Genomic DNA, 22,890 nt, shown 5'->3' on the forward strand with positions numbered 1-22,890 from the left:
AACAGCGGCGTCGCGAACATCAGCAGCATGATCGTGCCGTGCATCGTGAACGCCTGGTTGAACTGCTCGTTCGACATCAGCTGCTGGCCCGGCCGCGCCAGTTCGGCGCGCATCAGCAGCGCCAGCAGGCCGCCGATGCAAAAGAACGCGAACGACGTGACCAGGTACAGCGTGCCGATCGTCTTGTGGTCCGTGGTCGTCAGCCACTTCACGGGGGACTTGGGATACCTCATGCCCCGTAGGTGTCCGCGACCCCCCGCGGTGTCACCGCGGGCCGGTGTTCGAAAACTCACCCGACGCATGTGTGAAGATCGGTGGCATGCCGGACACCAACGGGTCATGAGCACGGACGAAGCCTTCGCCGCTGCCTATCGCGAGCACTATTGGGCGGTCAGCCGCTTCGTGGCGCGACGGCTGGACGGCCAGGCACACGATGTCGAGGAAGTGGTCGCGGAGGTCTTCTCCATAGCCTGGCGGCGGCGCACCGAGCTTCCCGAGTCGCCGCTCCCCTGGCTGTACGGGGTCGCGCGCAACTGCCTGGCCAACACCGTCCGCGGCCTGGGCCGCTACCGCCGTCTGCTGCTCAGGCTCGGCCACCACGAAGCCGCTCACGACCGCCAGACCGTCCAGAGCCCCGACGCCGAGCGCCCCGGCTCCTGGGTGCACGAGGCGCTGGCCCGCCTCTCCCCCGCCGACCAGGAGGCGCTGCGCCTGACCACCTGGGAGGAGCTCTCCCTGGACGAGCTGGCCGTGGCCCTGGGCTGCAGCCACAGCGCGGCGGCCATGCGCCTGCACCGCGCCCGCAAGCGCCTGCGCGCCGAGATCGACCGTATGCAGATGACCGTGACCGTACGAGCAGGAGGCCGCGCCGATGGCTGACGAACTGGAGCTGCTGCGCGCGGCCGACCCCGTACCGGCCGACGAAGGCCCCTGGCGCGACCGCCCCCTGACCGCCCGCGCCGAACACGCCCTGGACCGCCTGCTGCGCACCGGGCACACCCGGCGGGCCCGGCGCCGCCTCGTCCTGCGGGCCGAGGCCGCCGTACTGGGCGTGGTCGGCGTACTGGCCCTGATGCTCTCCACCCTCGGCACCGCGGTCCCCGCCCTGGCCACCCCCACCCCGCTCCTCCCGGACACCGGCTCCTCCGCCGTCCCGCTGGGCGAGATCTCCCGCAGGGCCGCGGGCAAAGCGGCGGGCAGCACGGCGGGCCCGCACCGCGGCAGCCATCTGCAGACCTGGTCCCTGAGCATGCAGGCGGGCCCGGACGCCGCGCCGCCGGTCACCGTCCCCGAGGAGCGCATCACCCGCTGGAACGCCGACGGCAGCGGATCCGAACTCGTCGTCGCCACCGACCCGCAGCACCCCGGCCGCCCCGTCATCGCCAACACCGGCTCCGACTCCGAGAGCGCCTGGCGTACGGTCAACGACGGCAAGGTCCTGCACCGCAAGACCTACCCGGCGGGCTCCGGCAGCCGCCGCGGGCTCGCCGCCACTCCGCCGCCCGCCGACCCCGACGGCCTGCGCGAGTACCTCTCGCGCCTGTACGGCGGCGCCGACACCAAGACCCCCCAGCTCCTGCTGGCCCTCTCCACCTTCCTCCAGGAGTGGACCCCGGGCCCCCGCGAGACGGCCGCCATCACCAAGCTGCTGGTCGACGCCAAGGGCCTGCGCCCGGCGGGCGAAATCACCGACCGCCTCGGCCGCACCGGCCAGGCCTACGTCTACGACGGCCCCGACGGCGCCTCCGACGCCACCCGCCACATGATCATCCTCGCCCCCCGCACCGGCCAGGTCCTGGGCATCGAGGCCACCTTCACCAAGGACCTGCCCGACTTCAAGATCAAGGCCGGCGACGTCCTCTCCTACGAGGCGTGGCTGCCGTAGCCTCACTCGCTCCCCTCACGCCCCCTGTGCGCGCCCCCGTTCGATCACCCACAAGAGCGGATAGCGGACGATGCGCCCGCTCCGGGACGTTGCGGACGTCAAGCTGTTGGCGGGCGTCCGGTATCCGGGCACCCGCAACGAGGGACAACGAGGGGAAAGGAGCATCTCGCATGCTCGCACGTCATCTGATGCGCCGTCAGCGGGGGGCCGTGGCCACGGCCGCCGTCTTCGGCGGACTGCTGCTGGCCGCCGTCGCACCGACCAGCGCGCAGGCCGCGCCCACCGCGGCCGCCGTCTCGGTGCAGGACGCCGCCGCGAACTGCGGCTACTACAGCGGCAATACCACGACCCGGCGCGGTGACCGCGGCGACCGGGTCAAGGAAGTGCAGTGCATCATCAACCTCTGGAACGGGGGCACCCCCCTGCAAGTGGACGGCGTCTTCGGTCCGCGCACGGAGAGCTGGGTCGTCTACTTCCAGGACGTGAGGGGCCTCCGGGTCGACGGCGTCGTCGGTCCGCAGACCTGGAGTTCCCTGCGCGCCGTGTGACCCACCGCCGGAGCTTTGGGCCCGCTCCGCCCAGAGCTCCGCTGCACCCCCGGCGGCCCGCCGCTCAGAGCTCCGCCTCGCCCCACTCCCCGACCGTGAACGCATCGCCCACCGCCACCTTCCCCGTCCGTACGACGCTGAACTTCGCCCCGAACATCACCCCGCCCGCGGACGCCCTGCGGTAGGCGGCGAAGGCGCGCAGCGGCTCCGGGCCGCGCTTGACGCCGTGCTCCTGGTCGACGGTGGTGACCGGGCAGCGCTGGGCGAGCTTGGTGTAGCCCAGTTCGGTGTCGCCGATGGCGGCCCGGCGTACCAGATCCTCGCGGTGCGGCTCGTCCCAGCCGTCGATCACGATGTTGGGGCGGAAGCGGGTCATCGGCAGCGGCTCGCCGCCTCCTTGGGACAGCCGCTGGTTCAGCGCGGCCAGCGAGGAGCGCGACAGGAGGTGTACGGCGCTGCTGTCGGCGTAGCCGGACGTGCCCGGGATCCAGCCGTCGGTGACCCGGTCGTGCTCCGGCGGTACGCGGACGAGCCGGCTGGGCACCCCGAGGACGTGCGAGAGCCAGCCGGCCACCGCGGCGCCCTGGTCGATGCCCTGGTAGGGCGCCCCGAACAGGTTCACCTCGCGCCGCGCCGAGACGGTGTCGACGTCGATGGTGAGGGGTTTGACGCCCGGCGCGGCGAGCGTCAGCGAGCGGCCGTCGGGGTCCACCGTGGGCCGGATGACGGCCAGCCGCGGGTCCTTGCGCTGCGTACGGAAGACGCCGTCCTCGTCGGTGACCATGAAGCTGCGGTCGTGTGCGAGGCCCGCCTCGGTCAGTACGGCGTCGGTCAGCGGTATCCCCGCGCACCCCTTGACGGGGTAGGTGGTCAATTCAACGACGGTAGCCATCCGTTCACCCTAAGTCAGTCACTGTACGTCACTGCCCCAGGCGGTCCAGCGCCTGCTGCGGATAGCGGGCACCGGCCACGGACTCGGTCGGCACGGCCTGCCGCAACGCCGTCAACTGGGCCTCTGTGAGCCGCAGTCCGGCCGCCGCGACGTTCTCCGCCAGATACTCCGGGCGCTCGGTGCCCGGGATCGGCACGATGTCGTCACCCTGCGCGAGCAGCCACGCCAGGGCCGCCTGCGCCGGAGTGGCCCCGATCTGCGCCGCGACGCGCCGCACTTCACGTACCAGCGCGAGGTTGCGGTCGATGTTCGTGTCGGCGAAGCGCGGCCAGCGCAGCCGGTTGTCGCCCGCGCCGAGGTCCGCGCGGGAGGAGATGCCGCCGGTGAGCATCCCGCGCCCCAGCGGCGAGTACGCCACGATGCCGATGCCCAACTCGCGGCAGGTGGCGAGCATTTCGCCCTCCACCACGTCCCTGGTGAACAGGGAGTACTCCAGCTGTACGGCGCTGATGGGGTGCACCGCGTGGGCCCTGCGCAACGTCTGCGCGCTGACCTCGGACAGCCCGAGGTGGCGGACCTTGCCGGCCGCCACCAGCTCCGCCATGGCGCCCACCGTGTCCTCGACGGGGACTTCGGGGGCGCGGCGGTGGGCGTAGTAGAGGTCGATGTGCTCGACGCCGAGGCGCCGCAGGGAGGCCTCGCAGGCCTGGGGGACGTACGCGGGCGTCGTATCGACCGTGTCGACCCGGCCCGTGGCGGGGTCGTGCCGCAGCCCGAACTTGGTGGCGACCACCACGCTCCCCTCACGGGAGCGGCCCCGTCCGCGCCCGCGCAGCCACCGGCCGAGGAAGTTCTCGTTGGCGCCGCGGCCGTAGGCGTCCGCGGTGTCCAGCAGCGTGACGCCCAGCTCGGCGGCGCGCTCCAGCGTCCAGTGGGCCTCTTGCTCGTCGACCGGGCCGTACGCGACGGACATCCCCATGCAGCCGAGGCCGATCGCGGACACCGCGGGCCCGCCCCGGCCGAGCGTACGGACCCCGACCCCCTGAAAACCGCTCCCCACGGCGTTTCCCCCGTTCCCCATGACGTGCCGGACCGGCTCCACAGTGACCGGAGGCGATCGTAACCCCGCCTGAGTGGCGGGCGGCGGCCGGCGGAGCGACCCTGGAAGGACGCGACGATCCGGCGGCGCGGTGGCCGACTACGCCACCGCGCCGCCAAACTCCCCGCCGGTCGATGGGGAACCGGTGCCAGGTCAGCACCACTTGGGAGTCGCGCCGATGTTGGCGATGTAGCGGGCGGCGGAGAAGCCCTCGACGTAGCGGCCGTCCCTCAGCTTGTACCAGCGCGCGTTGCCGCCGACGGCCTGACCGCGCACCTTGCACATGATGTGCACCACCGCGCCGTTGGGGATCATGCCGACGATCCGGTGTCCGTTGCCGGGCCCGGTGCGGACGTTCACGCCGGCGTGGGAGACGACCTTGCCCTTGTACGGCGCCGGGCCGCTGCACCACTGGGGACCCGCGCCGATGTTCGCGATGAAGCGGGCGGCGGAGAAGCCCTCGACGTAGCGGCCGTCCCTCAGCCTGTACCAGCGCGCGTTGCCGCCGACGGCCTCGCCGCGCACCTTGCACGCGATCTTGACCGTCGCGCCGTGCGGAACCGAGCCGACGACCTTGGAGTGGGCGGTGGGCGCCGTGCGGATCAGCAGACCGCTCTTGCTGGTGACCCGGCCCTTGTACGGGCCGTCGCTGTCAGGGGCGGCGGCGGCCGCGAGGGCCGGAGTGGCGGAGACGGCGGCCGCGATCACGCCGGTGGCCGCGGCGAGGGACATCTTGCTGAACTTGCCGAACTTGGACTGCGGAAGCATCCGTTGCCTCCTGCGGAGGGGGAAGGAACCCGTTGGGGTCCGGGGGATACCGGGGGGCGTTGGACGCCGTGGCCTGGAGAGTCGGCCGGAGTGCGGTCGCCGGCTGGAGTGCGGCCCCGGGGAGGGGCCGCACTCCAGCCCTGTTCCCGGCAGGATGAGCCAACACGATGCGTATCGAGTCAACTACCCGCTTGCCCGAATTACGCTAAATACCCGACCCTGCGTGCGCAAATCGTCGCTCTACGTAAACAGGCGCCGAGGGTCGGCCCCTGCACCGCCGGGAGCGGCGCGCGAACGCCGAAATCCCTTACGGGTACCGCGCGTTGGCGCACATCGCGCCGACCCCGCCCGCCCCCGCCCGACTCCGCCCCCCGCCCCCGCACCCGTGGCGCGTTCACGCAGGGCCACGCAACGCGCCCCGCGAAGGCCCTCGCGATACGCCGAACGACCCCCCTCCGGTTCCCCTCCGCCGCCGCGATGATCGCGAGAAGGATCACAGTTTGATGCCCCGTACAACGGAGCCGGACCTTCCGTTTCCCCTGGAGGGAGCGGCATTCCGGTTGATTCCGTAGCCATTCACACACAGCCCGTGATGATCGGCTCTGCCCCTATGGTCGTCCTTTGCCCGTCGCGCCATGGCGGGCGCTGCCATGCAGTCGACCCAGAGAGCGCAGGCGAGCGAACACGTGCCGACGCAGTCCTCCGTCGCACCGATGAGGCCCGGGGTGGCCACGCGTACCGACCCCGGCGATACGGGGACCGGCACCACCGCCGGATCCACGTCCGCCGAGGCCACCGTCGTCGAACCGGCCATGGTCAAGCGCGCGGTCTCGGCCGCCGCCCTCGGCAACGCGATGGAGTGGTTCGACTTCGGCGTCTACAGCTACATCGCGGTCACGCTCGGACAGGTCTTCTTCCCGTCCGGCGACTCGACCGCGCAGTTGCTGGCGACGTTCGGAACGTTCGCCGCCGCCTTCCTGGTCCGCCCCATCGGCGGCATGGTCTTCGGGCCGCTGGGCGACCGCATCGGCCGCCAGAAGGTCCTCGCCCTCACCATGATCATGATGGCGGTGGGCACCTTCGCCATCGGGCTGATCCCCTCCTACGCCTCCATCGGCGTGTGGGCACCGGCCCTGCTGCTGCTCGCCCGTCTCGTCCAGGGCTTCTCCACCGGCGGCGAGTACGGCGGCGCGTCCACCTTCATCGCCGAGTACGCGCCCGACAAGAAGCGCGGATTCCTCGGCAGCTGGCTGGAGTTCGGCACCCTGGCCGGCTACATCGGCGGCGCCGGCATGGTCCTGCTGCTCACCCAGCTCCTCGGCGACGACACGATGGTCTCGTGGGGCTGGCGCATCCCGTTCCTGATCGCCGGGCCGATGGGCCTGATCGGCCTCTATCTGCGGATGCGGCTGGAGGAGACCCCGGCCTTCGCGCAGCTGGAGAAGGAAGCGCGGGAGCAGGAGAAGGCCCGGAGAGAGGCCGAGAAGCGGATGGGCCTGCGCGAGATGGTGTTCGGGCAGTGGCGCGCGATGCTGCTGTGCGTCGGTCTCGTCCTGGTCTTCAACGTCACCGACTACATGCTGCTGTCGTACCTGCCCAGCTATCTGACGGCCGAGCTGAACTACGACCGGACGCACGGGCTGCTGGTGATCCTGGCGGTGATGGCGCTGATGATGTGCGTCCAGCCGTTCGCGGGACGGCTGTCGGACCGCGTCGGGCGGCGGCCCGTGATCGCCGCGGGCTGCCTGGGCTTCTTCCTCCTGTCCATCCCGGCGCTGCTGCTGATCCGCCAGGGCTCCCTGGTGGCCATCGGCCTGGGCACGGCCGCCCTCGGCCTGCTGCTGGTCTGCTTCACCTCGACCATGCCCGCCACCCTCCCCGCCCTCTTCCCGACCAAGGTGCGCTACGGCTCGCTGTCGATCGGCTTCAACATCTCGGTGTCGGTCTTCGGCGGTACGACCCCGCTGGTGGTCACGGCGCTCATCGGCGCCACCGGCGACACGATGATGCCCGCCTACTACATGATGGCGGCGGCGGTCGTCGGCGGCATCGCCGTACTCCTGATGTCCGAGAGCGCCGGCCGCCCGCTGCCCGGCTCACCGCCCGCGGTGGAAACCGAGGCGGAGGCACGGGCGTTGGCGCGGGGGCGCAACCGCGTCTGACGGGCGCTGGTGACGAGTGCGTAAGCCGCGGTGAGACGCTCACCGCGGCTTACGCCTGCCGGTCGCCGCGCGTGAGGGTGTAGGTCCGCCCTTCGTCCGGGTCGCCCACATCGATGACCAGCGTGGGGTGTTCGTCCGTGCCGCGGATACGCCACCGGTCCTCGATGCGGCAGCCGTCCAGGATCCGCAGCACGACATCGCTGCCGTACTTCCCGCCGGCGTCGATCTTCCATGTGCCGGTGCCCTCACAGCGGCCCCAGCCCGCATCCCGCCGATCGTCGTCCGACCGGCCGTCGTCCAGCCCGCGGGCGGTCGCCCGGCCGTCACCGGCCAGCTCAAGAGTGCCGCCCTTGCCGTCCCGCCAGGCCCCCACCACCTCGGCATGGCTCAGCCGCGGCGGTTCGTACAGCTTCAGCACCCCGGTCTTGAAGGCCACCGCGCCCAGTACGGCGAGGACGAGAGCGGCGACGGCGCCCACGGCGAGCGCGCGCAGCCCCAGCCGCAGACCGCCCAGCCGCTCGGTGCGCCGCGGGGCGTTCCAGCCGCTCAGCGCGGCCGGAACGGTGGTCACGGCGAGCGCGAGCCACCACCACACGTACCCCATCGGCGCTCCCGCCGACCCCCCGGCCGCCGCGCGGATACCGCCGGCCGCCAGGACCGGAACCGCCGACACCACCGGTACGGCGACCAGCACCCACCACCATGTCCGCTTCCCCGCCGGGCTCCAGCGGTCCGCCGCCCAGCGCGCGAGCGAGACCGCGGGCAGCACCAGCACAACCGTCATGAACAGGCACAGCAGCCCGACAACCACGGCCGACAGCGGTATCACCAGCACGAACAGCACTCCGCCGTAGCCGCCGGATTCCTCCTGCGTCAGCGCGAAGAGGACCAGGCCCACGCCCGCGACGAACGTCTCCGCCAGCAAGGTCGCTGCCGCCGCCACGACGGCCCCGCCGGTCCAGCCGGTGCGGTGACCCACTGAGGGGATCCGGGGCGGCAACAGAGGCGGCGTCGGGTACTGCCACCTTGTCTGCGTGGCCATCTGCATCACCCTCCCCGCCGCGTCCACCGGTTCCGGCAACTCCCGCGGCGCTACCGACGATCATGCTCCTGGGCCCGGCGGCACCTCACAGCGGGGCCGGTCACAAGGAACAGGCCGCTCAACTCCGCTTATTCGGAGCGGTGTTGGAGGCAGCGATCGAGGCCGGGACGGCCCGCCCGCCGGAAGGTGCCAGGGGTCACCCCGAAGCACCGTACGAACCAGCGGTGCAGATGGGCCTGGTCCGCGAAGCCGGTCGCGGTCGCGGCGGACGCGGCGCTGTGGCCCGCGACGAGCAGGGCCCTGGCCCGGCGCAGGCGCAGCAGCCGCTGGAAGGCGCTGGGGGTGAGGCCGTATTCGGCGCGGAAGGCGCGGTAGAGCGCGAAGCGGCTGCAGCCCGCCGCGTCCGCCAGGTCCTGTGCGCACAGCTCCTGGTCCCAGGCCTGTTCCAGCAGGGTGCGGGCCCGGCGGGCGGTGCGGGCCCGTGCGCCGGGCGGCAGGTCGCGGGCGCGCGGCGGGCGGGTCGCGCCGCGCCGGACCATCGCCGTGACGACCGCGGTGAGCCGTTCGTCGCGTACGAGCGGCTCGGCGCCGCCGACGAGCGCGGGGTACAGGCCGCGCAGCGCCCCGGCCAGCGCCGGGTCGTCGACCACCGGGCGGTCGAAGAGGGGCATCTCGGCGCGCCCGCAGGTCACATCGGCGAGGATGCCGCGGACGATCTCGGGGCCGATGCGCACGACCCGGTAGGTGAAGCCGAGTTCGACGGCGGCCCGGCCGTCGTGCGGGTCGTCCGGGTTGAAGGCCATGACCAGCCCCGCGGCGCTGGTGTGGTCACCACCCCGGCACGTGAAGCGCTGCGCGCCGTCCTCGGTGACGCCGAAGGAGTACGCGTCGTGGCTGTGCGGGTGGAAGACATGGCGGACGAAGTGCGCGTGCATGGCCTCCAACGGGCGCCGGGGGTCGCGCCAGTACCGCGCCCAGTCCCCCGCCCGGTCCTCGCCCCCGCCGGCCATCGCCCGCCCCCGCGTCAGTGCGCCGCTTCGCCCCCGGTCCGTACGACCACGACCGTACAGTGCGCGTACTCCATGACCTGCTGGCTGACCGAACCGAGCAGTGCGCCCTTGAACCCTCCGTGGCCACGGGTGCCCACGACCAGCAGATCGGCGCTCTCGGAGGCCTCCAGCAGGACCTTGGCGGGGGCGCCCTGCAGCACGCGCCGGCGGACCGGCACGGACGGCTCGGCGCCGAGCACGGCCGCGACCGTCTCGTCGAGCTTCTCGGTGGTGGCCTGCTCGATGGTGAGGCTCCCGGGGTCCGGCTTGAGCGTCAGCCCCGCCAGGGAGAAGGCGTTGGGCCAGTCCCAGGACATCACGGCGTGCACCGTGCCACCGGTCAGCCGGGCCTGCTCGGCTGCCCAGCGCAGCGCGTCCTGCGAGTGCGGGGACCCGTCGACACCGACGACGATCAGGGGTTCGGCCTTGCCGCTCATGGGACTCCTCAGCGAGAGCACATCTCGATACCGCTACCGATAGCGCAAAAACTAGCTGAGAACTATCTAAAAAGGGCGTTAAAGGATGTAAGCGGCGGCATACGGCCATCCGCCCGGGGCTGCGGAAAACGCGTGAGGCAGGATGGCCGCATGAGCATCGTGAAGATCAATGTGCTGTCCGTTCCCGCTGAGCAGCGAGAGGTACTGGAGCAGCGGTTCGGCTCGCGTGCCGGTTCGGTGGAGTCCTCCGACGGCTTCGAGTGGTTCGAACTGCTGCGCCCCGTCGAGGGGACCGACCAGTACCTCGTCTACACCCGGTGGCGGGACGAGGAGTCGTTCAAGGCCTGGATGGAGGGTCCGATGAAGGCCGCGCACCAGGGGGGCGGCGACCGTCCGAAGCCTGCCGCGAACGGCTCCACGCTGTGGTCCTTCGAGGTCGTGCAGCAGGCAGCGCCGAAGCAGGGCTGACGGCGGGGGCCGACATGGCACGGCTGCGGCCGTGGCTGACGGCGGGGGCCGACATGGCACGGCTGCGGCCGGGACGGCCGGCCACAGCCGTGGTTCGGGGGCACTCAGGCCCGGGTCACAGGCCCAGCAGGCGCTCCGTGGCTTCGCGGTAGCGGCGCAGGGCCAGCCTCAGGTTCTCGGTGTCCGCCGCGTCCTCCCAGGACGCCCGAAGGGCCTGGCGGCGGGCGGCGAGGGCCTGGGGTACCAGTTCGGTGATCTCCTCGTAGACGGCGTCGGCCTCGCGCAGCGATTCCTTCGGCCGGTCCACGAAGCCGTTGACCGCGCCCTCCAGCCGCTGCGCGAGCTTGTCGCGGGCGTCGGAGCGCAGCAGCGCTCCGTTGCCGTGCCGCTCGTGGTCCGCGGGGTCGGGTGCCGAGGGGGTGCCGCGCCCCAAGGCATCGGGATCCGCGGCGAGTTGGCCGGTCTCGGGGGCCACCATGCCCTCCCCCGCGGCCCGTTCGACCTCGGGGCCGGGGCCGGAGACCGTACGGGAGCCGGGGTCGGCGGGGCCGTGCGGCGTCGCGGGGCCGCCCGGGCGCCGCTTGTCGTAGCCGCTCATCGTGCGCCTCCTTGTGCCGTGCCGGGGGTGTTCGCCGACCGGGCCGCGTGGCCGGGCCGGTGCCCGCCGCGCCCGCCGCCCGGCAGGTGCAGCCGCTTGCCCAGGCGTCCGGTGCCCCCTGATGTGCCGTGCCGGCTGCCGCGGCGGCGGTAGCGGCCGGTGCTCTGTTCCGGCGCCGTCCTGAGCAGTTCCTCGAACAGCGCGCGGGCGTGGACCAGGGTTTCGCGCAGGTGCTCGGTCCCGGCGTTCGCTCCGGTACGGGCACCGGTCTGCGCAGCGGCGCTCGCATCGGCCGCGCCCCGGTCCTCATGGGCGTGCGCGGCCACCTCGTGGGCCTCCCGGTAGCCGTGGACGGTGTGCGCGTGGTGGATGGACAGCGCGTCGACCTGCTCGCGGTACCCGTCGGCCGGGTAGCCGCGCTCACGGGCGAGCGCCGAGATCAGCGCGTCCGCCTGGACGACGGCGCGCAGCGGCTCGTCCACGAAGCGCTCCTGGACGGCGTCCCACCGGCTGCTGTACGCGCGGCGCGCGTCGGAGGCCAGCGGCAGCGGGTGGAAGTCGCCGTGCCGGCGCAGCCGCCCGTCCAGCTCCCGCTCCGCCGCCTTGGTGTCGCCGTCGTGCACATCGACGGTGCGGTCGTACTCCGGCCCGAAGCGCCGCCGCAGTCCCCTGCGGTCGCTGCGGGTCTTCGTCATCACGAAGAAGATGATCGCGGCGAGCAGTACCGCCGCGACGGCCAGCAGAATGATCGTGCCAACAGACATGGCGGACGGGTAGCCCTGCCCCTCCGTCCCAAACCCGGGCCACCGGGCCGCTGTTCGCACCGTGTCGGCACAATGTCCCCATGAAGAACTCCGCCACCACCCGCCTCCCCTGGGTCATCTCGCCCGCGTCCCCCGACTCGCCGGACGCCAGGGCACTGCTGCGCGAGTACTACACCGAGGTGGCGGACCGCTACTACGAGCTGCACGAGGGGCGCCGCTCCACCGCGCAGGAGATCGACCAGGGCCTGGCGGAGTACCCGGCCGGTCAACTCGCCCCTCCCGGCGGCGCGTTGCTGGTGGCCCGGCACGGCGACGAGCCCGCGGGCTGCGCGGGCCTGCGGCTCCTCGACGGCGGGGTGACCGCGGAGGTCAAGCAGGTCTTCGTCCGGCCGCACAAGCGCGGACTGGGCGGCGCGGGCGAGCTGATGACCGCCCTGGAGACGCTCGCCGCCGACCTGGGCGCGCGGCGCATGCGGCTGGACACCCGCCGGGACCTGACGGAGGCCGTCGCGCTGTACCGGGCGCACGGCTTCCGGGAGATCCCGCCGTACCACTTCGGCGACCCCTACGCGGAGATCTTCTTCGAAAAGCGGCTCTGACGACCGAGCGGCCGCGAAGACCGAGCAGCCCCGAAGGCCGCCGCCTCACGCCCCCGGAGGCCTCCGCCGCGCGTCCCCGTCCCGCGGCTGCTCGGCGTCCGAGCCGCCCATCTCCGCCGTCAGCTGCTCGACCAGTTCGGCCAGATCGGTGGGCCGGTCCTTGGTCCACCAGTCGCCGAGCAGTTCGGCCAGCGCCTCCTGGCGGGCGGCGGAGAGCTGGGCCGCCGTCTCCCGCCCGCGCTCGGTCAGGACCAGCGGCAGCCCTTCGCGTACGGCCAGTCCGCGCTCCTCGATCTGCCGGGCGGCCTCGGAGATCACCGTGAAGGGCACGGTGCTGCGCTCGGCGAGCACCGCGGGCTCCACCGACCCGTAGCGGTTGATGCGCAGCAGCATCCAGCTCGCGGCGGGTTTGAGGTCCAGGCCCGCCCGCTCGGTGATCCGTTCGTAGATCTTCTTGCGGCCTTCCAGGCTGCCGAGCTTGCTCAGGGCGCGGGCGCACTCGTCGTAGGAGGAGCGCTGCACGGGGTTGGAGGAGAGGACTTCGGTGGTGTCCGGCGCGGTGACGCTGCCGCGCAGCGGTTCCTCGCGCAGGAACCAGGCCAGTACGAAGGCGATGAGCACGACGGGGACCGCGTAGAGGAAGACGTCCGTGATGGACAGGGAGTACGCGTCCAGGACGCCCTTCGCCTCCGACGGCGGCAGCTGGGCCACCGCGCGCGGGTCCTCGGCGAGCTTGGACGCGTCGACGCCGGGCGGCAGTTGCTGCCCGGCGAGCGCGTCGGCGATCCGCGGGCCGAGCTTGTTGGCGAAGATCGTGCCGAAGATGGAGACGCCGAAGGAGGCGCCGATGGAGCGGAAGAAGGTGGCCCCCGAGGTGGCCACGCCCAGGTCCTGGTAGGCGACGGCGTTCTGCACGATCAGCACCAGGACCTGCATCACCAGGCCGAGCCCGAAGCCGAAGACGAAGAAGTACAGGCTCATCAGCCAGACGCCGGTGGCGGGTGCGAGCTGGTGCAGGAGCAGCAGCCCCAGGGCCGTGACGGCGGTGCCGGCGATCGGGAAGACCTTGTAGCGGCCCGTACGGCTGACGATCTGCCCCGAGGCGGTGGAGGAGATCAGCATGCCCAGCACCATCGGCAGCATGTGCACACCGGACATGGTGGGGGAGACGCCCTGTACGACCTGGAGGAAGGTCGGCAGGTAGGTCATCGAGCCGAACATCGCGAAGCCGATGACGAAGCCGATCACGGACGTCAGCGCGAAGGTGCGGAGCGTGAACAGCCGCAGCGGCAGGACGGGTTCGGCGGCGCGCCGCTCCACGAAGACGAAGGCCACCAGCAGGACGGCCCCCAGCACGCCGAGGCCGATGATCTGCCAGGAGCCCCACGGGTAACTGACGCCGCCCAGCGAGGTCATCAGGACCAGGGAGGCGGCGACCGCGGCGATCAGGAACGTACCCAGGTAGTCGATCTTGTGCGGGGTGCGGCTGGCGGGGATGTGCAGGACGGCCGCGATGACGATGAGTGCGATGGCGCCGATGGGGAGGTTGATGTAGAAGACCCAGCGCCAGCTGAGGTGGTCCACGAACAGGCCGCCCAGCAGCGGCCCCAGCACGCTCGTACCGCCGAAGACCGCGCCGAACAGGCCCTGGTAGCGGCCGCGGTCGCGGGGCGGCACGATGTCGCCGACGATCGCCATCGACAGCACCATCAACCCGCCGCCGCCCACGCCCTGGAGGGCGCGGAAAGCGATCAACTCCGGCATGTTCCGGGCGAGTCCGCACAGCGCCGAGCCGATCAGGAAGATGACGATCGCGGCCTGGAAGAGCTTCTTGCGGCCGTACTGGTCACCGAGCTTGCCCCACAGCGGGGTCGCGGCGGTGGAGGCGAGCAGGTAGGCGGTGACGACCCAGGACAGGTGGTCCAGGCCGCCCAGGTCGCTGACGATGGTGGGCAGCGCGGTGGCGACGATGGTCTGGTCGAGCGCCGCGATGAGCATGCCGAGCAGCAGCGCGCCGATCGCGACGAGGACGGTCCGCTTGGACTGCCCCTCGCCGGGGACGGCGGGAGCGTGGGTGTCCTGCGCCATGAGCGTCTCCTCCATTCGAGACTGCAGTACCCATCCTGGTGGGTTTGCTGCGGTACGGCCCGCTGAGTGCGGCGTACGGATACGGCCTGACGACAGCGCTGTTCGAGCCCGCGCCCTGTGCAGGGGGCGGCGGCGACTGCATAATCACTGCCGATCCGACGGCTCCATGGGGCGCACCGATCCGGCGGCTCCATAGGGCACAGGGGGCCTCGGCCCCCGGGCTCCGGGGAGGGGACCACTGGTGACGGCACGAGCCTGCGCGCACTGTTTCGCGCCCGCACGCCCCGACGGCAGACCGAGCTGCGGCTGCGAGGCGGCCGCGGCCGAGGACTTCGACCCGCTGCGGATACGGCCGTACGTATCGCTGCCGGACGCGGAGGAGCCGGAGGACGCGCAGGAGCCGCAGCGGACGCTGCCGGACGCGGGCGGCGTCCCGCCACCGTTCCCCTCGCCTTTCGCCGCCCCTCCCAGGAGCCGGGACCGCGCCGAGCACGAGGCCGCCGAGCCGCTCCCCGGCGCCCCGTACGGGAGCGGCGGCGCGGCGGGCCCGCCCCCGCGCCCCTCCCGTCCCCGCAAACGCACCCTGCTGGCCGTCTCGGCCGCCGCCGTGGCCGCGCTGGCCGGCGCCGCCGTCCTCCTGGCCGGCGGCCCGCCCGCCGATTCCGGCGACGCCCGCGGCCTGCCCGAGGACCGCACGCGATTACCCGGCCCCTCCCGCACCACCGCAACCCCCCGCGCCGAAACCGGCCACTCCCCCGCCGTCTCCCCGGCCGCCCCCGTCCCCCCGCGCGCCTCCCGCTCCCGCGCGGCCAGCGCTGCGCCCCGTACCGCACCGGCCCCCGTGCCCCCCGCGCCGTCGACGGCCCCCTCCACGGCCCGGGCCTCCGGCAGCGTCACCGACTCCCCCGGCAGCCGTTCCCCCAGCCCGCCGCCCAGCGGCCCGCTCGTCCTGCGCGAAGGGGCCGGCGGCCCCGAGGTGGTGGAGTTGCAGCTGCGGCTGCGGCAGGTGGGGCTGTACGCCGCTCCGGCGGACGGGCGCTACGACGGGGACGTACGCGATGCCGTGGCCGCCTACCAGCGCGCCTATGGCGTGCAGGGCGATGCCCAGGGCGTCTACGGCCTGCCGACCCGGCGTTCCCTGGAGGCGCGGACGACCGAGCCGTGAGGCCGTCTCCCGTACGGGCCCGATCGACGGAAGCGCCCTCGTGACGCCTGCCTCCCGATGCCGGGCGCGCCCGCCCGCCGGCCCGGATCGCACCTAAAACAGGGGGCCGCTTGGCGCTGGCCCCCCTCGCTTTGTATGTTGGATGAACAAAGTGGTTCCGCCCGCACTCCCTGACCGGTGGGCGGGACCGCTTGACTCTTTCCTGCACCAAGCGCTCAGGAGCCCGCCGATGACGGCCACCACCACGCTCACCGCCCGCGCCCTGCTGCTCGACATGGACAGCACCATCGTGAACTCCGAGGCGGTCGTGGAGCGCTGCTGGCTGCAGTGGGCCGCCGAGCAGGGCCTGGACGCGGACGAGGTGCTCAAGGTCGTGCACGGGCGCCAGGGCTGGGCCACCATGGCCGCCCTGCTGCCGGAGCGCCCCATGGAGCTCAACATGGCGGACAACGCGCGGATGCTGCAGCAGGAGACCGCCGACGTCGAGGGCGTCGTGCCGGTCCCCGGCGCCCCCGCCTTCATGGCCGCGCTCACCGGCCTCCCGCACGCCCTGGTGACCTCCGCCGACGTCGCGCTCTCCGACGCCCGCATGGGCGCCGCCGGGCTGCCGATGCCGCGGGTGCGCATCACCGCGGAGTCCGTGAGCGCCAGCAAGCCCGACCCGGAGGGATTCCTCAAGGGCGCCGCCGAGCTGGGCTTCGCGCCCGAGGACTGCGTGGTCTTCGAGGACTCCGAGGCGGGCATCAGGGCGGGGCAGGCGGCAGGTATGCGGGTGGTCGGCGTCGGCGAGCGGGCCGCGGCCTTCGCGCCCACCTCCGCCGTACGGGACCTGACCCAGGTCCGCGTGGAGGCGCTGCCCGACGGCGCCATCGCCCTGCACATCAGCGCCTGAGATCCTCTCCGCAGCCGCTTGACCTCAAGGGCACTTGACGTCGCAAGATCGTCTCCGGCGGGCGTACGGCCCACCGGACACCGGCCCTGCGAGCCCCTTGGAGTCACCGTGATCAGCCTCGGCGTCACCCTGCCCGTCAACGACCCGGCCCGGCCGGACGCGGTGCGCCTGGACCGCGCCCAGGTGTGGCGGGGGCTGCTGCGCAAGGCGGAGAACGCGGTGCCGTTCGTGCCCGGCATGCAGTCCTGCACCGTGCTGGAGCGCACCTCGGACGGGCTGGTGCGCGAGGTCGTCGTCAAGGGCGAGACGCTGCGCGAGGACGTCGTCTTCGTCCCGCAGGAGCGGGTCAGCTTCACCCGCCGCGACGACCGCGCCTCCTGGGTCATCCACAACGTGATCGGCCAGGACGCCGACGGAGCGCTCACCCTGACCTTCGCCACCGAGATGACGGCGGGCCCGGCCGTGGAGGCCGCCCGCAACGACGGCGGCGCGACGCTCCGGGCGATGCGCGAGAGCGTACGGCGGACGGTGGCCACCACCTTGGACGTCATCCGCCGCACGCTCTGAGACGGGCACGGCGGGCCCCTCAGCCCGCGATCGCCTCGTACAGGCTCAGCCCCGCGAGCGCGATCATCACGCAGGCGGCGATCTTGGTGATCAGCTTGAGGGGCACGTACTTCATCAGCGTCCGGCCGCCGACGATGCCCAGGCCCGCCACCGCCCACAGCGCCAGTACGGCGCCGACGCCGACGGAGACGGGGTCCTCGTAACGGGCCGCGAGGTTGGCGGTCATGATCTGGGTCAGATCGCCGAACTCGGCGACCAGGATCATCATGAAGCCCGCCCCGGAGACCTTCCAGAAGCTCTGGTCGGCGGGCTTCTTGACCTCTTCCTCGCCCTCGTCCTTCTTGAAGAGCAAGATGGCCGCGCCCGCCAGGAACAGCACGCCCACCACCGCCTGGACCAGGCGGTGCGGCAGCAGGGTCAGCACGCTGCCCGCGGCGATGGCCAGGGCCACATGCACGGCGAAGGCGGCGGCGACACCGGCGAAGACGTAGGAGGCGCGGTAGCGGGTGCCGAGCATGAGTCCGGCGAGCGCCGTCTTGTCGGGGAGTTCGGCGAGGAAGACGACGCCGAAGACGACGGCGGCGACGGTGATGCTGAACACGGGGCTGGATACCTCGATCGGTCGGGCCGCACCAAAGGGGCCCGGGGAAAAGGGGTCGCTTCGGCACGGCAGCGTCAAACACTGCGGCCGAAGGTCTCGCTGGCCTCGTACGGGACGTACGGGGCTCCGGGCGCCGGCTGGGAGATCCCAGGAGTTGTGAGAACCCCGGAGAAATCCGAGCAGTATGTCGACGGTCCGGCTAGGAGCTACTCCCCTTCGCTTCGGCCAAGGGTACGCGGTGGATCCGGCCGCGCGCCACCAGCTCCAGCACCACCGCGACCGCCACCACCTGCACCGCCAGCAGCGCGACCAGCACGAACAGCTGCACCGCACCGGCCTGTACGGGCGAGGCGCCGCCCAGCAGCATGCCGACGAAGGCCCCGGGCAGCGTGACCAATCCCACGGTCCTGGTCTGGTCCAGCCCCGGAAGCAGCGCGTCCGAGGCGACGGGCCGGGCGATCTCCAGCCGGGCGTCGCGGTCCAGCAGCCCCAGCGCCAGGCCCGCCTCCACCTCCCCGCGCCGGGTCTCCAGCTCGTCCAGCGCCCGGCGCCCGCTCAGCACGGTGGCGGTCAGCGCACCGCCGATGAGGATGCCGGTGACGGGGATCAGCGCGATCCCGCGCAGCGGCACCAGCCCGGTCAGCAGCAGGGCGGCCACCACCGGCAGCACGCCCGCGCCGATCGGCGCGGCCGCCCACCACCAGGTGCGGTTGCGGGTGATGCGGCGGCCCGCGGTGCGTACGGCCACCGCGAACATCAGGGCCAGAAAGCACAGCAGCCAGGGGACGGTGCGTACGACCCAGCCGATGAGGTAGGAGACGGCGGCCAGTTGGAGCGTCGCGCGGACTCCGGCGACGGCGATGGAGCGGGCGTGGCCCAGCCGCGCGAGGGCGGCGACGGCGACGGCGAGGACCAGCAGGACGGCGAGGACGACCCCGAGGGTGGCGTTGACCGGCAGCAGCACGCGCTCACCTTATGGGGGCGTACCACCCCGTACGCCCCAACTGGCCCGCCGCGGGCCGGGCATGGCACCGCGTCGGACGTCACAAACCCTTGAACTGACGTGGGCATGTCGTCACTCTGTTACCTGGCGCCCACCTGGTGGAAACCCCACGTCGCCACCATGGGCGCTCCGTGACCGCCAACTCCCCCCACACCACTGGAGTTTCGATGCCCAAGATCTACGCGCGTCGCGTGTCCGTCGCCGCCGGCTCCGCCGCCGCGCTGCTGTGCACGCTGACCCTCAGCGCGCAGAGCGCCCAGGCCGCCCCGCCCACCCCTCCGGACGCCGCCACGGCCCGGACCTACCTCGCCCAGATCAAGGAGCAGGCCGAAGGGCCGCAGGACGGCTACAGCCGCGAGAAGTTCCCGCACTGGAGCGACCAGGGGAGCAACTGCAACACCCGCGAGGTCGTGCTCAAGCGGGACGGCAAGGACGTCCAGCAGGACGGCAAGTGCGCCGCGGTGAGCGGGACCTGGGTCTCCGCCTACGACGACGCGACCTGGACGCAGGCCTCCGACCTGGACATCGACCATGTCGTACCGCTCTCGGAGTCCTGGAAGTCGGGCGCCGCGCAGTGGACCACCGAGCGCCGCAAACAATTCGCCAACGACCTCACCCACTCCCAGCTGATCGCGGTCACCGACAACGTCAATCAGGAGAAGGGCGACAAGGACCCCGCCGAGTGGCTGCCGCCGAAGGCCGGCTACCACTGCGAGTACGCCCGGATGTGGGTGTGGGTCAAGCACGAGTACCAGCTCAGCGCCGACTCCGCCGAGAAGGCCGCGCTGAAGAAGATCCTCGACGGCTGCTGAGCACCGGTCCCTCCCGGGCCTTTCTGACATACCCCGAGGACTTCTCGGGGCAACTGAACCGCCGGGCCGCGCCGTCTTCTCTAACGTGAGGCGCAACCGCCCGTCAGGAGGCCCCATGACCCGCTCCCGGTACGTCTTCGACAACGCGCACTCCTCCAACGAGCTGCGCCTGAACGCCCTCCAGTCCGCGTACGACCCCGCCACCCGGCGCGGCCTGGAGGGCACCGGCCTCGCACCGGGCTGGCACTGTCTGGAAATCGGCGGTGGCGGCGGCTCGGTGGGCAGCTGGCTCGCCGAGCGCGTCGGGCCCTCCGGCAGCGTCCTGGTCACCGACATCGACCCGCGCTGGATGGCCAAGGCCGCCGAGGACCCAGCCCGCCCGCCCCAACTGCGCGTCGTCCAGCACGACATCGTCGCCGACCCGCTGCCCGAGGCGGCCTTCGACCTCATCCACGCCCGGCTGGTGCTGCACCATCTCCCGCAGCGCCTGGAGGTCCTTGAGCGGCTGGTGCCCGCCCTCAGAACCCAGGGCTGGCTCGTCCTGGAGGAGTTCGACGCCGCGTGGGTGGAGGTGCTGGCCGCGCCCGACCCGGAGTCGGTCGTACTGTTCAACACCGTGCACGGGCGGATGCTGGCCGAGATAGGCGCGCACGGCGCCGACTTCCGCTGGGGGCTGCGCACGTACGACGCGCTGGGCCGGGCGGGCCTGGGCGAGCTGCGGTGCACCACCTTCGCCGAGGTGTGGCGCGGCGGCACGGCCGAGGTGGACGTCATCCGGGCCAACGCCGCGCAGCTGCACGACGCGCTGCTGGCCGCGGGCACCGCCCCCGAGGAGCTGTCCGCCTTCTCCGCCCTGCTCGACGACCCGCGCTTCGCCGTCAACTCCTATCCTCTGATCACGACTTGCGGGCGCCGGCCCGCATGATCCCGGTGGGACCGCTTCAGGGGAGGGCCGTCGATGGCTGGGCTGCGCTTGGGGCCGCTGCTGCGCTACGTGGACGAGGACAGCGCGACGGTGTGGGTGGAGACGGACCGGCCGTGCGAGGTGCACGTCCGGTGCGAGAGCGGGGCGGGCGGCGCCGAGCGCACCTGGCAGGTGGCCGGGCACCACTACGCCCTGGTGCCGGTCGTGGGCCTGACGCCGGGCAGCGAGACGCCGTACCGGGTGCTGCTGGACGGCCAGGAGGTCTGGCCGCTGCCCGAGAGCCCGTATCCCGTCAGCACGATCCGTACGCTGCCGCCCGCCAAGACGGCCGGGGAGCGGCCCGAGGAGGCTCCGGAGCTGCGGATAGCCTTCGGCTCCTGCCGCTGGGCCGCGCCCCCCTCCGCCGACGGCGGGGGCCACGGCCACGACCCGGTGGGCCCGGACGCCCTGGACACCCTCGCGCACGAACTGGGCAGCGACCCCGAGCGCGAACGCCCCCACGTCCTGCTCCTGCTCGGCGACCAGGTCTACGCCGACCAGACCTCCCAGCGCATCGCCGAGCTGCTCTCCTTGCGGCGCGACACCGCGCAGGCCCCCTGGACGCAGGTGGCCGACTACGAGGAGTACACCCACCTCTATGACGAGTCCTGGCTCGACCCCGACGTGCGCTGGCTGCTGTCCACGGTCCCCAGCTGCATGATCTTCGACGACCACGACGTCATCGACGACTGGAACACCTCCGCCGCCTGGCAGACCCGCATGCGCGCGACCCCCTGGTGGCGCGAGCGGGTGCTGGGCGGCCTGATGTCGTACTGGGTCCATCAGCACCTGGGCAATCTCTCCCCCGCGGCCCTCGCCGCCGACGAGCTCTACCAGCGGGTGCGGGCGCTGCCCGACGGGACGGACCTGGTACGGGAGTTCGCGGCCGTCGCGGACGCCGACCCGGCGTGTGCGCGCTGGAGCTTTCGCCGCGACTTCGGCCGGGTGCGCCTGGTCATGATCGACACCCGGGCCACCCGCGTCCTGGACGAGGGGCAGCGGGCGATGCTGGACCCGGCCGAGGCCAAGTGGGTGCGCCAGGAACTGCTGGCAGACCCGGGCAGCTACGACCACCTGCTGATCGGCAGTTCGCTGCCGTGGCTGCTGCCCCACCTGGTGCACGACGCGGAGGCCTGGAACGCCGCGCTGTGCGGCGGGCGGCGCGGCGCGCGCTGGGCCCGGCACAGCGAGAACCTGCGCCAGCGCGCCGACCTGGAGCACTGGGCGGCCTTCCCGGAGTCCTTCGCCGCGCTCACCGAGCTGATCGCCGAGGCCGGTTCGGGGGACGCGCTGCACCCCGCGCCCGCGACGGTGTGCGTGCTCTCGGGGGATGTGCACCACGCCTATGTCGCCGAGCCGCAGTGGCCCGAGGGCACCGGACCCGACAGCCGGGTGATGCAGCTGACCTGCTCCCCGGTCCACAACAGCATCCCGGCCTCGATGCGGGTCGGCTTCCGCTTCGGCTGGAGCCGGGCGGGCCGGTGGCTGGGCAGGGTGCTGGCCCGGCACGGGCGGGTGACGCCGCCGCCGGTGAGCTGGCGCCGTACGGGCGGGCCGTGGTTCGGCAATCAGCTGATGACGCTGACGCTGCGGGGGCGGGCGTGGCAGATCCGGCTGGACCAGGCTCGGCACGAGAAGCCGGGGCCAGGAGCGGGGCCGCGCACGTCGCCGGAAAGAGCACGGCTTGCCAGGGCTTGGGAGCAAGCCTTCCTCGGCTTCGAGGACGCCCCGGACGACGGACGCTGACCTTCCGGACTGCGCCCGCGGGCGGGCGCATAGGACGATCTCCGCTGGTCACAGCGGGGTCATAGCGAAGTCATAGCGGGCCCATACATCCACTTGTTGAACTTGCAAGCATAATTAGGGATCCCTAACCTGGTGGCCTCATCGGTTCCCGTCCCCGAAACCGAGACCGAAGGAGTCCCCCTTCATGTCCGCACCTGCAACCGCTCCGGCCACCGCGTTCGCCGACAGAACCAAGCCGCACGCGCTGGCCCTGTTCCGCATCGTCACCGGCCTGCTCTTCGCCTGCCACGGCGCCTCGTCGCTCTTCGGCATCCTCGGCGGCGCCATGGGCAACGGCAGCACCGTCCCGGCGGGCGCCTGGCCCGGCTGGTACGCCGCCGTGATCCAGCTCGTCGGCGGCCTTCTGGTCATGCTCGGCCTGGGCACCCGTACCGCAGCCCTGATCTGCTCGGGCTCGATGGCCTACGCCTACTTCTCCGCCCACCAGGGCGAGGCCCTGTGGCCGATCCAGAACGGCGGCGAGGCCTCCGCGATGTTCTGCTGGGCCTTCTTCCTGATCGTCTTCACCGGCCCGGGTTCCTGGTCGCTGGACCGCCTCTTCTTCGGCGCGCGCCACGCCGCGGCGAAGACCGCCCCGGCCGGCACCTCGCAGAAGCCCAGCACCGCCTGACCGCGTGAGCGCGTGAGCGCCGGGTCCCGCGGCCGGTCGGCCGGCCGCTCCGGGCCCGGCGCTCAGTGCTG

25 protein-coding genes are annotated in these 22,890 nt (G+C 72.6%); 13 read left to right on the top strand and 12 right to left on the bottom strand.

Features of this window, described 5'->3' with window-relative positions; all coding sequences use genetic code 11:
- A partial coding sequence (locus AC4IJH_RS32920) for a cbb3-type cytochrome c oxidase subunit I (protein WP_490855595.1) occupies positions 1 to 233 on the bottom strand: 233 nt, incomplete at its 3' end.
- A 106-nt stretch (positions 234 to 339) separates the two neighbouring features.
- On the opposite strand from AC4IJH_RS32920, the gene AC4IJH_RS32925 reads away from it, so the two are divergent.
- From AC4IJH_RS32925 to AC4IJH_RS32935, 3 genes are all read left to right on the top strand, one after another.
- A complete protein-coding gene (locus AC4IJH_RS32925; RefSeq protein ID WP_490855596.1) occupies positions 340 to 879 on the top strand; it encodes an RNA polymerase sigma factor in 540 nt (179 codons plus the stop codon).
- On the top strand, positions 872 to 1,885 hold the full coding sequence (locus tag AC4IJH_RS32930; RefSeq protein ID WP_490855597.1) for a CU044_5270 family protein: 1,014 nt from the start codon (positions 872 to 874) through the stop codon (positions 1,883 to 1,885). Before AC4IJH_RS32925 ends, AC4IJH_RS32930 begins: the two co-directional genes overlap by 8 nt.
- Positions 1,886 to 2,055: 170 nt before the next feature.
- Complete coding sequence (locus AC4IJH_RS32935) at positions 2,056 to 2,433, top strand: peptidoglycan-binding domain-containing protein (protein WP_490855598.1); 378 nt, start codon at positions 2,056 to 2,058, stop codon at positions 2,431 to 2,433.
- A gap of 64 nt (positions 2,434 to 2,497) precedes the next feature.
- Here AC4IJH_RS32935 and AC4IJH_RS32940 read toward each other — a convergent pair whose 3' ends face one another.
- The 3 genes from AC4IJH_RS32940 to AC4IJH_RS32950 form a co-directional block, all read right to left on the bottom strand.
- Complete coding sequence (locus AC4IJH_RS32940) at positions 2,498 to 3,325, bottom strand: MOSC domain-containing protein (RefSeq protein WP_490855599.1); 828 nt, start codon at positions 3,323 to 3,325, stop codon at positions 2,498 to 2,500.
- A gap of 28 nt (positions 3,326 to 3,353) precedes the next feature.
- Positions 3,354 to 4,406: an aldo/keto reductase gene (locus AC4IJH_RS32945; RefSeq protein ID WP_490855600.1), complete on the bottom strand. Its 1,053-nt coding sequence runs from the start codon at positions 4,404 to 4,406 to the stop codon at positions 3,354 to 3,356.
- A 171-nt stretch (positions 4,407 to 4,577) separates the two neighbouring features.
- Positions 4,578 to 5,192, bottom strand: coding sequence for an SH3 domain-containing protein (locus AC4IJH_RS32950; protein WP_490855601.1), 615 nt, complete (start codon positions 5,190 to 5,192; stop codon positions 4,578 to 4,580).
- Positions 5,193 to 5,878: 686 nt separating this feature from the next.
- Here AC4IJH_RS32950 and proP point away from each other — a divergent pair.
- Positions 5,879 to 7,354 carry a glycine betaine/L-proline transporter ProP gene (gene proP, locus AC4IJH_RS32955; RefSeq protein ID WP_490855640.1) on the top strand — a complete coding sequence of 492 codons (1,476 nt, stop codon included), beginning with the start codon at positions 5,879 to 5,881 and terminating at the stop codon, positions 7,352 to 7,354.
- 49 nt (positions 7,355 to 7,403) lie between these two features.
- On the opposite strand, the gene AC4IJH_RS32960 is transcribed toward proP, so the two are convergent.
- The 3 genes from AC4IJH_RS32960 to AC4IJH_RS32970 all read right to left on the bottom strand — a co-directional run bounded on the left by AC4IJH_RS32960 (position 7,404) and on the right by AC4IJH_RS32970 (position 9,882).
- On the bottom strand, positions 7,404 to 8,333 hold the full coding sequence (locus AC4IJH_RS32960; protein ID WP_490855602.1) for a hypothetical protein: 930 nt from the start codon (positions 8,331 to 8,333) through the stop codon (positions 7,404 to 7,406).
- Positions 8,334 to 8,524: 191 nt separating this feature from the next.
- Positions 8,525 to 9,406, bottom strand: a complete 882-nt coding sequence (locus AC4IJH_RS32965) for an AraC family transcriptional regulator (RefSeq protein WP_490855603.1) — start codon at positions 9,404 to 9,406, stop codon at positions 8,525 to 8,527.
- 14 nt (positions 9,407 to 9,420) lie between these two features.
- Positions 9,421 to 9,882, bottom strand: coding sequence for a universal stress protein (locus tag AC4IJH_RS32970; protein ID WP_490855604.1), 462 nt, complete (start codon positions 9,880 to 9,882; stop codon positions 9,421 to 9,423).
- 150 nt (positions 9,883 to 10,032) lie between these two features.
- On the opposite strand from AC4IJH_RS32970, the gene AC4IJH_RS32975 reads away from it, so the two are divergent.
- On the top strand, positions 10,033 to 10,350 hold the full coding sequence (locus AC4IJH_RS32975; protein ID WP_490855605.1) for an antibiotic biosynthesis monooxygenase family protein: 318 nt from the start codon (positions 10,033 to 10,035) through the stop codon (positions 10,348 to 10,350).
- Between the two features lie 115 nt (positions 10,351 to 10,465).
- On the opposite strand, the gene AC4IJH_RS32980 is transcribed toward AC4IJH_RS32975, so the two are convergent.
- Complete coding sequence (locus AC4IJH_RS32980) at positions 10,466 to 10,948, bottom strand: hypothetical protein (RefSeq protein ID WP_490855606.1); 483 nt, start codon at positions 10,946 to 10,948, stop codon at positions 10,466 to 10,468.
- Positions 10,945 to 11,712, bottom strand: coding sequence for a hypothetical protein (locus AC4IJH_RS32985; RefSeq protein WP_490855607.1), 768 nt, complete (start codon positions 11,710 to 11,712; stop codon positions 10,945 to 10,947). The genes AC4IJH_RS32980 and AC4IJH_RS32985 overlap by 4 nt, the downstream gene beginning before the upstream one ends.
- Before the next feature lie 80 nt (positions 11,713 to 11,792).
- Here AC4IJH_RS32985 and AC4IJH_RS32990 point away from each other — a divergent pair, with 80 nt between their 5' ends.
- The gene (locus AC4IJH_RS32990) at positions 11,793 to 12,311 is read left to right on the top strand and encodes a GNAT family N-acetyltransferase (RefSeq protein WP_490855608.1); all 519 of its coding nucleotides are present in this window, start codon (positions 11,793 to 11,795) and stop codon (positions 12,309 to 12,311) included.
- Between the two features lie 45 nt (positions 12,312 to 12,356).
- On the opposite strand, the gene AC4IJH_RS32995 is transcribed toward AC4IJH_RS32990, so the two are convergent.
- The gene (locus AC4IJH_RS32995; RefSeq protein ID WP_490855609.1) at positions 12,357 to 14,399 is read right to left on the bottom strand and encodes an MFS transporter; all 2,043 of its coding nucleotides are present in this window, start codon (positions 14,397 to 14,399) and stop codon (positions 12,357 to 12,359) included.
- A gap of 241 nt (positions 14,400 to 14,640) precedes the next feature.
- On the opposite strand from AC4IJH_RS32995, the gene AC4IJH_RS33000 reads away from it, so the two are divergent.
- The 3 genes from AC4IJH_RS33000 (at position 14,641) to AC4IJH_RS33010 (ending at position 17,023) form a co-directional block, all read left to right on the top strand.
- Positions 14,641 to 15,564 carry a peptidoglycan-binding domain-containing protein gene (locus tag AC4IJH_RS33000; protein ID WP_490855610.1) on the top strand — a complete coding sequence of 308 codons (924 nt, stop codon included), beginning with the start codon at positions 14,641 to 14,643 and terminating at the stop codon, positions 15,562 to 15,564.
- Positions 15,565 to 15,793: 229 nt separating this feature from the next.
- Complete coding sequence (locus AC4IJH_RS33005; protein WP_490855611.1) at positions 15,794 to 16,456, top strand: HAD-IA family hydrolase; 663 nt, start codon at positions 15,794 to 15,796, stop codon at positions 16,454 to 16,456.
- 108 nt (positions 16,457 to 16,564) lie between these two features.
- Positions 16,565 to 17,023, top strand: a complete 459-nt coding sequence (locus AC4IJH_RS33010) for an SRPBCC family protein (protein ID WP_490855612.1) — start codon at positions 16,565 to 16,567, stop codon at positions 17,021 to 17,023.
- A gap of 19 nt (positions 17,024 to 17,042) precedes the next feature.
- Here AC4IJH_RS33010 and AC4IJH_RS33015 read toward each other — a convergent pair whose 3' ends face one another.
- The gene (locus AC4IJH_RS33015) at positions 17,043 to 17,624 is read right to left on the bottom strand and encodes a TMEM165/GDT1 family protein (protein WP_490855613.1); all 582 of its coding nucleotides are present in this window, start codon (positions 17,622 to 17,624) and stop codon (positions 17,043 to 17,045) included.
- Between the two features lie 199 nt (positions 17,625 to 17,823).
- On the bottom strand, positions 17,824 to 18,588 hold the full coding sequence (locus AC4IJH_RS33020) for an ABC transporter permease (protein WP_490855614.1): 765 nt from the start codon (positions 18,586 to 18,588) through the stop codon (positions 17,824 to 17,826).
- A gap of 206 nt (positions 18,589 to 18,794) precedes the next feature.
- On the opposite strand from AC4IJH_RS33020, the gene AC4IJH_RS33025 reads away from it, so the two are divergent.
- The 4 genes from AC4IJH_RS33025 to AC4IJH_RS33040 all read left to right on the top strand — a co-directional run bounded on the left by AC4IJH_RS33025 (position 18,795) and on the right by AC4IJH_RS33040 (position 22,819).
- A complete protein-coding gene (locus AC4IJH_RS33025; RefSeq protein ID WP_490855615.1) occupies positions 18,795 to 19,439 on the top strand; it encodes an HNH endonuclease family protein in 645 nt (214 codons plus the stop codon).
- A 115-nt stretch (positions 19,440 to 19,554) separates the two neighbouring features.
- Complete coding sequence (locus tag AC4IJH_RS33030) at positions 19,555 to 20,364, top strand: methyltransferase (protein ID WP_490855616.1); 810 nt, start codon at positions 19,555 to 19,557, stop codon at positions 20,362 to 20,364.
- A gap of 33 nt (positions 20,365 to 20,397) precedes the next feature.
- Positions 20,398 to 22,149, top strand: coding sequence for an alkaline phosphatase D family protein (locus AC4IJH_RS33035; protein ID WP_490855617.1), 1,752 nt, complete (start codon positions 20,398 to 20,400; stop codon positions 22,147 to 22,149).
- A 184-nt stretch (positions 22,150 to 22,333) separates the two neighbouring features.
- Positions 22,334 to 22,819 carry a DoxX family protein gene (locus tag AC4IJH_RS33040; protein WP_490855618.1) on the top strand — a complete coding sequence of 162 codons (486 nt, stop codon included), beginning with the start codon at positions 22,334 to 22,336 and terminating at the stop codon, positions 22,817 to 22,819.
- The last annotated feature ends 71 nt before the right edge of the window (positions 22,820 to 22,890 follow it).

The sequence above is a fragment of the Streptomyces sp. UF-297 genome, from assembly GCF_058245575.1.

What these genes read in the sequence shown, in the direction of transcription:
- AC4IJH_RS32945 (WP_490855600.1), bottom strand. Translation starts at nt 4,406, where the DNA reads ATGGGGAACGGGGGAAACGCCGTGGGGAGCGGTTTTCAGGGGGTCGGG.
- AC4IJH_RS32925 (WP_490855596.1), top strand. Translation starts at nt 340, where the DNA reads ATGAGCACGGACGAAGCCTTCGCCGCTGCCTATCGCGAGCACTATTGG.
- AC4IJH_RS32930 (WP_490855597.1), top strand. Translation starts at nt 872, where the DNA reads ATGGCTGACGAACTGGAGCTGCTGCGCGCGGCCGACCCCGTACCGGCC.
- AC4IJH_RS32940 (WP_490855599.1), bottom strand. Translation starts at nt 3,325, where the DNA reads ATGGCTACCGTCGTTGAATTGACCACCTACCCCGTCAAGGGGTGCGCG.
- AC4IJH_RS33025 (WP_490855615.1), top strand. Translation starts at nt 18,795, where the DNA reads ATGCCCAAGATCTACGCGCGTCGCGTGTCCGTCGCCGCCGGCTCCGCC.
- AC4IJH_RS32935 (WP_490855598.1), top strand. Translation starts at nt 2,056, where the DNA reads ATGCTCGCACGTCATCTGATGCGCCGTCAGCGGGGGGCCGTGGCCACG.
- AC4IJH_RS33040 (WP_490855618.1), top strand. Translation starts at nt 22,334, where the DNA reads ATGTCCGCACCTGCAACCGCTCCGGCCACCGCGTTCGCCGACAGAACC.
- AC4IJH_RS32995 (WP_490855609.1), bottom strand. Translation starts at nt 14,399, where the DNA reads ATGGCGCAGGACACCCACGCTCCCGCCGTCCCCGGCGAGGGGCAGTCC.
- AC4IJH_RS32985 (WP_490855607.1), bottom strand. Translation starts at nt 11,712, where the DNA reads ATGTCTGTTGGCACGATCATTCTGCTGGCCGTCGCGGCGGTACTGCTC.
- AC4IJH_RS33035 (WP_490855617.1), top strand. Translation starts at nt 20,398, where the DNA reads ATGGCTGGGCTGCGCTTGGGGCCGCTGCTGCGCTACGTGGACGAGGAC.
- AC4IJH_RS32975 (WP_490855605.1), top strand. Translation starts at nt 10,033, where the DNA reads ATGAGCATCGTGAAGATCAATGTGCTGTCCGTTCCCGCTGAGCAGCGA.
- AC4IJH_RS32950 (WP_490855601.1), bottom strand. Translation starts at nt 5,192, where the DNA reads ATGCTTCCGCAGTCCAAGTTCGGCAAGTTCAGCAAGATGTCCCTCGCC.
- AC4IJH_RS33005 (WP_490855611.1), top strand. Translation starts at nt 15,794, where the DNA reads ATGACGGCCACCACCACGCTCACCGCCCGCGCCCTGCTGCTCGACATG.
- AC4IJH_RS32990 (WP_490855608.1), top strand. Translation starts at nt 11,793, where the DNA reads ATGAAGAACTCCGCCACCACCCGCCTCCCCTGGGTCATCTCGCCCGCG.
- AC4IJH_RS32970 (WP_490855604.1), bottom strand. Translation starts at nt 9,882, where the DNA reads ATGAGCGGCAAGGCCGAACCCCTGATCGTCGTCGGTGTCGACGGGTCC.
- AC4IJH_RS32980 (WP_490855606.1), bottom strand. Translation starts at nt 10,948, where the DNA reads ATGAGCGGCTACGACAAGCGGCGCCCGGGCGGCCCCGCGACGCCGCAC.
- AC4IJH_RS32965 (WP_490855603.1), bottom strand. Translation starts at nt 9,406, where the DNA reads ATGGCCGGCGGGGGCGAGGACCGGGCGGGGGACTGGGCGCGGTACTGG.
- AC4IJH_RS33030 (WP_490855616.1), top strand. Translation starts at nt 19,555, where the DNA reads ATGACCCGCTCCCGGTACGTCTTCGACAACGCGCACTCCTCCAACGAG.